Below are 9,580 nucleotides of genomic sequence, written 5' to 3'. Positions count from 1 at the left end.
TATCTATAGATGATATCTTCTCTTCCTGGTCCATTAGAAACCATTGTAATCGGATATCCTATCTGTTCTTCTACAAATTCGATATACTTACGGCAGTTTTCTGGCAGATCTTCATATTTCTTAATTCCACGGATATCGCATTTCCATCCTGGAAGTGTCTTTAAGACTGGTTTTGCCTTTTCCAATAAGTGTGTCGTTGGGAATTCTGTAGTCACTTCTCCGTTAATCTCATAACCAACACATACTGGAATCTCATCCAGATATCCCAAAACATCCAATACGGTAAACGCCACATCTGTTGTTCCTTGCATTCTGCATCCATACTTAGATGCCACACAGTCAAACCATCCCATTCTTCTTGGACGCCCAGTTGTTGCACCGAACTCTCCCCCATCACCGCCACGACGTCTCAGTTCATCTGCTTCTTCTCCAAAAATCTCACTTACAAAGGCACCTGCTCCTACAGCGCTTGAATATGCTTTACATACTGTAATTACCTTTTTAATCTCATATGGAGGAATTCCAGCGCCGATTGCACCATATGCCGCCAATGTAGAAGAAGATGTAACCATTGGATAGATTCCATGATCTGGATCTTTCAGGGATCCGAGCTGTCCTTCTAAAAGAATCTCTTTTCCTTCTTTTAACGCATTGTGAAGATAGAGAGAAGTATCACATACATATGGCTCTACCATCTTCTTGTATTCTTGTAATTCATTATAAAGATCGTCAGGATTGATTGTTGGTTTGTGGTACAGGTGCTTTAAGAGAACATTCTTCTGCTCTGCAACTCTTTTAACTTTCTCTTTCAACAACTCGTCATCAAAAAGTTCACTTACCTGGAAACCAATCTTTGCATATTTATCAGAATAAAATGGGGCAATTCCCGATTTGGTTGAACCGAAGGATTTTCCTCCCAATCTTTCCTCTTCATATGCATCAAAATTCTTATGATATGACATCACCATCTGGGCACGGTCAGACACAAGAATCTTCGGCATCGGAACATTTCTGTCAACAATAGACTGGATCTCTTTAAAAAGGACCGGAACATCTAATGCCACACCATTTCCTATAATACTGGTAGTATGACCATAGAATACGCCTGATGGCAAAGTATGCAATGCAAATTTTCCATAATCATTAATAATGGTATGTCCTGCATTAGCACCTCCCTGAAATCTTACGATAATATCTGCCTTCTCAGCAAGCATATCCGTAATCTTACCCTTTCCTTCATCTCCCCAGTTAGCACCAACTACTGCTTTAACCATATCAATTCCTCCTGCGTTATTAACATAACTTATCATTCTTATCAAGTATTCCTAATGGAACCACTTATGAATTATACTATATTTTCCCGCTTCTGTAAAATGCATTTTCAACGATTCTTCAATATTTTTCTTCACTTTTTACATCAGGGGCGCGACAAGACGAAGAACCTGCCCTGTAATTTTTGAAAATGTACTTCGATTCTTTACTTCTATCAATGTCACCTTATGACATTTTGTCAGGGTATGCTGGAAATCACGTTCGATTTTATCTATTTCTGAATTATTATAAATAAACGCACCACATTCAAAATGTAAATATAAACTCCGATAATCCAGGTTAATAGTTCCTACCGTTGCAGTGTCATCATCTGAGACGAACACTTTGGCATGAACAAACCCAGGAGTATACTCATAGATCTGCACGCCTCCTTCAATCAATTCTTTATAAAATGTCTGTGCAACCACAAATGCATACCATTTGTCTGGAATGTGAGGCATAATGATAATCACTTCTATTCCACTCTTTGCCGCACGCAAAAGTGTCGTTATCATCTCATTATCCAGGATCAGATAAGGGGTCATGATATGAACATATTTTTTTGCATGATTCAGAATATGAAAATATACCTCTTCTCCTACATTTTCATTGTCAAACGGACTGTCGGCATAAGGAATTACATATCCCATCTCACGATGAAGTCCCTTTCGCTTTGGCGTCAGATATTTTTCATATTCGTCTTTCCGACGTTCGTCCACATTCCACATCTGTAAAAATATCATGGTCAGGCTCTGTACGGCATCTCCTCTTAACATAATTGCAGTATCCTTCCAATGCCCAAACCTTACTTTTTTATTGATATATTCATCTCCAAGATTAATTCCACCAGTAAATCCTATCTTCCCATCAATCACACAGATTTTTCGATGATCCCTGTTGTTCTGTGTCGTTGATAAAAAAGGCTTTACTGCATTCACCATCTTACATTTGATTCCATATTTTTTTAAATAAGTCGGATAGTTATAAGGAAGCATGGAAATTGCGCACATGCCATCATACATGAACCGTACTTCAACACCCTCTTTCACTTTTTCCTTCAGAATATCCAGGATGGTTCCCCACATGTAACCTTCCTCTACAATAAAATATTCCATAAAGATATATTTTTTTGCTTTTTTTAATTCTGCAGTCAGATACTTGAACTTATACTCTCCAAGTGGAAAATACTTCACCTCTGTATTACGATAGGTAGGAAAGCCCAGCTGATTAGACAGATAATAAGACAACTGTGCATTAGCCGATTTGCTTGCCCAGATAGCCCCTAATGTATCCTGATCCTGCTGCATATATGGATCTGTCTCAATCTTCAATACCGCTAAACGATCCTGGAGAAATCTCGTTCCCACCTGCATTTGTACATAAATATAAAATACCGTTCCTATCAGAGGAAAAGTCAGCACACACAGTATCCACGTCATTTTAAAAGCCGGATTCCCTTTGGAATTAATAATGTACACTATAACAATGACTTCCAGAACCAGAATAATTCCATAGACATATGGCGCATACGCTTCTACCCGAAAAATAAATTCTACAAAAAACAGAATCTGCAATAAAAGTAAAAGCAGTATGATTCCTGTTCTGCTGAATATAATACGGAACAAACCTTTCTTTGCTGTACCTGCTGTCTGATTTTTACTCATAATTCTTGCTTTCTCCTTCTGCTGTCATTCGCATATGTTACAGTGTAACACACATTTATGAAATTTGTATTACAATATTATTTATATTTTATATTAATTTTAGAGGAAAATTGCCAAAAACTGTGGTATGATATATTCAATAACAGATTTGAAAGGAGTTATAACAATCATGAAGAATTGGGGCAAAAAACTATTAGGTCTGGCTGCTGTCAGCAGTGCCGCTGCAGGCCTTATATATTATTTAAAGAAAAAAGATATCAACGAGGATGATGAATTTGCCGATGATTTTGAAGATGAAGATTTTGATCTTGACAGTGATTTAAAACCGGTGACAGACCGTGAATATGTTTCTTTAAATCAATCTGATAAATCAGTCAAAGAAGAGACTGTTGAGACAGTCCCTGAAGATGAAGCTCCTGCTGAAGAAAAAGCTGAAGGTACTGATACGGAAGAATCAACGGAAGAAGCATAGATTGTAAAAAGAATACAATTAAAGTGCGTAAGTTACTGATAACAAGACTTACGCACTTTATTTTTATTTTAAGATACGATATACTAAACAAAAAGAAATCCAATACTAAGTTTAGGGGAATATTATGTTTAAAAACTATAAAATAAATTTATTAAAAATAATCATTCTGATGGTAGGACTGACGATTGCCCATCTGGGGGTCACTTTGTTCCTCCTTACAAATCTCGGTTCTGACCCCTATAATGTGCTGGTGCAGGGAGTCTATCGTACATTGTCTAATCTGACAGGATGGGAATTTTTAACTCACGGACGTGTCCATATCGCTCTTTGCTTCCTGATTATTCTGATTCTTCTGGCAACAGACAAAACCTATATTAAAATAGGCACCGTTCTTTGTATGATTTTTGGAGGACCTATTATAGATATATTTACACTCATCCTAAAACCAGTGGTAACGGAAAGCAGTCCCCTCGCATATAAGCTTATTATTCTCGCACTGGGATGTGTGATATTGGCTTATGGTATGACTATTGTAATCAAATCCGACGCAGGAACTGGTCCTAACGACCTGGTTGCCGTTGTAATCAGTGATAAGACAAAACAAAGTTTCGGAATCGTACGTGTCATAACAGATATTTCTTTTGTCCTTGCAGGATTCCTATTGGGAGGTTCAGTTGGACTCGGAACTGTGATCTGTGCTGCCTGTGTAGGACCTGTAGCTAATATTTTCCTTCCAATTAATGAAAAACTTATTCAAAAGGTATATATACTATTTTTTCCAACAGCAATTTAATATCTGAACTGCCTCTCGAATCTGTTCCTCCGAAAGGTTCGCGTATCCTAACAATATGGTGGCATTTCCTTCATATTTTTCCTGAATACAATAATCCGAAAGCCCATAGACACGAATATCTTCCGCTTCTGCCCGTTGAATCAATTCTTCTTCTGACATTCCGTTATGGAAAGTCAGAAGAAGGTGAACCCCCGCATGTTCTCCTGATATCTTACAGATATCCATCATTGGACGTAATCCTTCAATTAGCACATCATGTCTGCTCTTATACAATGCTCTTGTTTTATTCAGATGCCGTTCATAATACCCTTCCTCTATAAATTTCTGCACGATCATCTGATCCACCTTAGAAACGGTAGAATTAACAAACCGGCTCTTTTGATCATACACTTCCAGCAATGGCTTCGGAAGAACCATATAACTAAGACGGATAGCCGGAGCAATGGATTTGGAAAATGTTCCAAGATAGATAACCTTATCTTCACCATCATATCCCTGAAGTGCAGGAATCGGTTTCCCTTTATAACGGAATTCACTATCGTAATCATCTTCTATGATATATCTTCCTTCTTCCTGAGAAGCCCAGCGCAGAAGTTCCAGCCGTCGTTTGAGCGGCATGATAACTCCTGTAGGATATTGATGAGATGGTGTTACATAGGCAATGTCCGCCCCGGACTTTTCTAATTCAGATACTTTCATACCATTCTTATCCATTGGTACCGGAGCCGTCTCATAAGACAGGCTTCTGACCATTCGGTATGCCTGTTTATAAGTGGGGTCTTCAAACGCAATTCGATGATGAACCCCTAATATCGTACTGAGCAGCATAAGAATATAGTCACTACCTGCTCCAATGATAATCTGATCTGGTGTGCAGTTAACTCCTCGCGCCTGATACAGATAATTGCAGATTGCATTGCGGAACCCATACTCTCCTTGTGAATCTCCCGCCCTGAATAATTCAGTTTTATCATCCATCAGAATATCTTTTGACAATTTTCTCCATGCATTATATGGGAAACTTTTCAAATCTACTCCATTGGGAGTAAAATCATATTTATACTTTTTCTTTTCTTTATATATCTTTGCAGATGTAATCTTTCCTTTCTGAAGATGATATAACTCTTCAATCTGCGCCACAAAAAATCCCCGATAAGGTTCCGACTCAATATATCCTTCTGACAACAATTGCTCATAGGCAAGTTCCACCGTACTTCTGCTTATTTCCAGATGCTTTGCCAGTGCTCTGGTAGATGGCAACTTCTCTCCATATGCAATTTTTCCATTTTGAATATCCGACTTGATATAATTGTAGATTTGCTCATACAGAGGAATCTTTGAATGCGTTTTCAGGTTCATGGTTAATTCATTCATAAGGCAACTCCATCATTACCGTTTCTTATTTTGGCAATTTAAAAGAGCTCTTTAAAGACACAATTCGGTTAAATACCAAGTCATCCGGTGTTGAGTCCTTGGAATCGATACAGAAGTATCCATTTCTTACGAACTGGAAACTATCGCAGCCCTTTGCCTCTGCAAAACTGTCTTCTACATAACAATTTTTACGGACTTCAAGTGAATTCGGATTCAAATTCAACGAACCATCTTCTTTATTGTAAACTCCCTTTTCCTCATCAATCAAATTCTCATACAGACGAACTTCTGCCTGCTTTGCATATGGCGCAGCCACCCAGTGGATCGTTCCTTTGACTTTTCTTCCAGTAAATCCAGTACCACATTTCGTCTCAGGATCATAAGTACAATGTACCACAGTTACATTACCATCTGCATCCGTCTCATAGCTTTCACATTTTACAAAATATGCGTGCATCAGACGGACTTCATTTCCGGGGAAGAGTCGGAAGTATTTCTTCGGAGGCTCGATCATAAAGTCATCGCGCTCTATATACAGTTCGCGGCAAAACGGAACTTTACGTGCTCCAAGCTCCGGGTTTTCCATATTATTATCAACATCCAGATATTCCACTTCTCCCTCTGGATAATTATCAATCACAAGTTTGATTGGATCTAACACTGCCATCATACGAGGCTTCTTCAACTTAAGATCCTCACGAATACAGTATTCCAGCATTGCATAATCAACAGAGCTCTGACTCTTGGATACCCCGCACATCTCAACAAACATTTTGATGGATTCCGGAGTAAATCCTCTTCTTCTCAATGCTGCGATAGAGACCAGTCTTGGATCATCCCAACCATCTACAATACCATCCATAACCAATTTCTTAATATATCTCTTACCGGTTACCACATTTGTCAAATATAATTTTGAAAATTCAATCTGGCGCGGCGCAGGATCAAACTCGCATTCTCTTACTACCCAGTCATACAGAGGTCTGTGATCTTCGAACTCCAGTGTACAGATAGAATGTGTAATCTTTTCCACAGCATCTTCAATCGGATGTGCAAAATCATACATCGGATAAATACACCATTTATCACCTGTATTGTGGTGAGTCATGTGTGCAACACGGTAGATGACCGGATCACGCATATTGATGTTCGGAGATGCCATATCAATCTTCGCACGGAGAACTCTCTCACCATCTTTACATTTTCCGTCTCTCATCTCTTCGAACAATCGCAGGTTTTCTTCTACGGAGCGATCACGATATGGACTATTCTTTCCTGGCTCTGTCAGTGTTCCACGATATTCGCGAATCTCTTCTGCAGTCAGATCGCAGACATATGCTTTTCCCTTCTTGATCAGCTTAATAGCACACTCATACATAACATCAAAATAATCGGAAGCAAAATACAGATGTTCCTTCCAGTCTGCGCCCAGCCACTTTACATCTTCCTTGATAGATTCTACGAATTCCATATCTTCTTTCATTGGATTTGTATCATCAAATCGAAGATGAAAAGTTCCATTGTATTTCTGTGCTAATCCATAATTCAAAAGAATGGATTTCGCATGTCCGATATGCAGATATCCATTCGGTTCAGGTGGAAATCTTGTACATACCTCTGTATAAACTCCTTCCGCCAGATCTTTATCTATTTCCTGTTCAATAAAATTTTTAGAAACTGTTTCTTCTCCCATAGGGCTCCTCCTTGTAGATACTTACGTTATGCACATTATCTTATCATAAAAAATATGGTGAAACAAGGTAGATTCCACCGTTTTCAGCAGTTTACAGACGTTTTTTCAACAATACAAGAGCATGGACAATGATCGCTGCATGATCAGCCGCCAGCGTTCCCATCTCTTTCACCTGGAATTTCTGTTCTCTTATTAACCCTGTCACTACTGTCTGTTCTACAAGCGCCGTTGTATCCAGATGACGGCTTTTGTTCCGGATCCGAAGTGTATACAGATTCTTCTCACAATCCCTTGTCCATTCTGTCTGAGTCATCTCCAGGCCTACCTCACACCATACTGCATCTGCCGCATCGTCTCCGGCTTGTACCTTTACATCTTTCTCATCAACCAAAGACATATATGCCGTAGTAATCACACGGGCACGAGGATCCCGATCATAATCTCCGTAAGTTGCAATCTGTTCCATCACAAGTCCCTTGACACCTGTCTCCTCTTCCAGTTCTCTTCTGGCTGTGTCATCCAGATCTTCCTTTATATTGATAAATCCTCCCGGCAATGCCCAATAACCAATACTTGGATGATTACTTCGCTTAACCAGCAGAAGTTTCAACCCTTCCAGACCTTTCTCTAATTTTCCCGAGTGCGCAAATATGACTGCATCTGTAGTACAGCTCGGTGTCTGATAACGATATGGATCGTATTCTTCCAAAAATTCTTCCAACGTTTTTCCATCCGCATTTTTCTCGCCCGTTCCCTGAAATTTTGACAAGTCACTTAAAAATGATGGCATCTCTATCTCCTCCTTTTACTTCTGATATATGAATCATGCTGCTTTTTTCGGCATCCATCTTCCCTTCCATGCATAGAGCAAAATCAATATCATACCAACCATCCAAGACAATGGATACACAACCATAACATAAGAAAATTGATGTGCAATTGACAAAGCCGCTGTAATCCAAATGACACGGAACACACATAGTGAAAACAGAATCACTAACATAGGTTCCAGCGTATGACCTGTCCCTCGGATAGTCCCGGACAATACATGGAGAATTGCCAAAGACCAGTAAAACGGACAGAAAAACTTCATAATATAAACTCCATATGTCACAACTTCCTGGTTGTCTGTAAAGACGCCTATTACCTGTGGTGCAAAAATCAGCAGAAGAATTCCTGTCGCTATCGTATAGATAATTCCCATCGCCAGAGAAACATACATTCCTCTCTTCACCCGATCATATTTTCCCGCTCCAATATTCTGACCAGTAAATGTTGTTGCCGCCGTGCTAAAGCTCATAACCGGAAGAATATTAAATCCGTCTATTTTAATGTAAGCCGCAAATCCAGCCATCGCAGCCGCACCAAAACTATTTACACTGGACTGAACAAGCACGTTTGAAAATGAAATCACGACATGCTGAATTCCTGTTGGAAGTCCAATCTTAATAATCTTAGATGGCATCCGCTCATAAAATCGGATTTCTCTCAGGCGCACACGATATATTTCCTGACTCCTCGTTAAAAACAAAAGAATAAAAATACAAGAAAGCAGCTGACTGATGTCGGTCGCCAAGGCCGCACCGACAATTCCCATTTTTAAGACCACGACCAGTAAAAGATCCAGAAATATATTGGATACAGCAGCAATCATTAAGTAGATCAATGACCGTCTGGAATTGCCTACTGCATTTAAGATTCCTGCTGACATATTATAGATAACAGAGAAAAAAATCCCTCCAAAGTATACTTGTAGATATGTCACTGCCTGTCCAAATACTTCTTCTGGCGTCCCCATCGCTCTTAACAAAAATGGGACCAAAAGAATCCCCACTACTGTCATGACAACACCTGCTGCAATCGCAATTGCAAGCGTTGTATGTACTGCTTTTCTGACGCCCTCTTTATCCTGCGCACCAAAAAACTGTGCAATGACTACTCCCGCCCCCGCGGACGCTCCTACACAGAATCCAATCAACAGATTAATGATACTTCCACTTGATCCTACCGCCGCAAGTGCTTCACTTCCAATATAATTCCCCACAATGATAGAGTCCACTGTATTATATAACTGCTGAAATAAATTTCCCAAGATCAGCGGTATAGAATACATCAGAAGCTTCTTCCATATAGATCCTTCTGTCATAATTGTTGTTTTCTTCATTTTCTGTTCCCTCTTTTCCACATACCAAAGAAAACCCTTGATATCAATCAAGGGTTTTCTGTAAGCTGCCTAGCGGAATCGAACCGCCGACCTCCGCCTTACCAAGGCG

General features: G+C 39.5%; 8 protein-coding genes. 2 read left to right on the top strand and 6 right to left on the bottom strand.

Annotated features, from left to right (window positions below):
- A partial coding sequence (locus ACQRD1_RS14385) for an adenylosuccinate synthase (protein ID WP_235234024.1) occupies nt 1-1,274 on the bottom strand: 1,274 nt, incomplete at its 3' end.
- Nucleotides 1,275-1,412: 138 nt separating this feature from the next.
- Complete coding sequence (gene cls, locus ACQRD1_RS14380; RefSeq protein WP_235234023.1) at nt 1,413-2,975, bottom strand: cardiolipin synthase; 1,563 nt, start codon at nt 2,973-2,975, stop codon at nt 1,413-1,415.
- A gap of 169 nt (nt 2,976-3,144) precedes the next feature.
- Here cls and ACQRD1_RS14375 point away from each other — a divergent pair, with 169 nt between their 5' ends.
- Both ACQRD1_RS14375 and ACQRD1_RS14370 read left to right on the top strand, forming a co-directional pair.
- Entirely contained in the window at nt 3,145-3,447 is a 303-nt protein-coding gene (locus ACQRD1_RS14375) for a hypothetical protein (RefSeq protein WP_235234022.1), read from the top strand.
- Between the two features lie 124 nt (nt 3,448-3,571).
- Nucleotides 3,572-4,240, top strand: a complete 669-nt coding sequence (locus ACQRD1_RS14370; RefSeq protein WP_235234020.1) for a YczE/YyaS/YitT family protein — start codon at nt 3,572-3,574, stop codon at nt 4,238-4,240.
- Here the strand turns inward: ACQRD1_RS14370 and ACQRD1_RS14365 are convergent.
- From ACQRD1_RS14365 to ACQRD1_RS14350, 4 genes are all read right to left on the bottom strand, one after another.
- Nucleotides 4,217-5,614: a PLP-dependent aminotransferase family protein gene (locus ACQRD1_RS14365; protein ID WP_235234019.1), complete on the bottom strand. Its 1,398-nt coding sequence runs from the start codon at nt 5,612-5,614 to the stop codon at nt 4,217-4,219. The two genes, ACQRD1_RS14370 and ACQRD1_RS14365, sit on opposite strands and share 24 nt — an antisense overlap.
- Before the next feature lie 25 nt (nt 5,615-5,639).
- On the bottom strand, nt 5,640-7,307 hold the full coding sequence (locus ACQRD1_RS14360) for a glutamine--tRNA ligase/YqeY domain fusion protein (protein WP_235234018.1): 1,668 nt from the start codon (nt 7,305-7,307) through the stop codon (nt 5,640-5,642).
- 91 nt (nt 7,308-7,398) lie between these two features.
- Nucleotides 7,399-8,097, bottom strand: coding sequence for an NUDIX domain-containing protein (locus tag ACQRD1_RS14355; protein WP_235234017.1), 699 nt, complete (start codon nt 8,095-8,097; stop codon nt 7,399-7,401).
- A 33-nt stretch (nt 8,098-8,130) separates the two neighbouring features.
- Nucleotides 8,131-9,471: an MATE family efflux transporter gene (locus ACQRD1_RS14350; RefSeq protein ID WP_235234016.1), complete on the bottom strand. Its 1,341-nt coding sequence runs from the start codon at nt 9,469-9,471 to the stop codon at nt 8,131-8,133.
- Nucleotides 9,472-9,580 lie beyond the last annotated feature (109 nt).

This window comes from Bariatricus sp. SGI.019 (assembly GCF_050315235.1).
GTDB lineage: Bacteria > Bacillota > Clostridia > Lachnospirales > Lachnospiraceae > JAFBIX01.
This window is presented reverse-complemented; position numbering and strand designations above follow the sequence as displayed.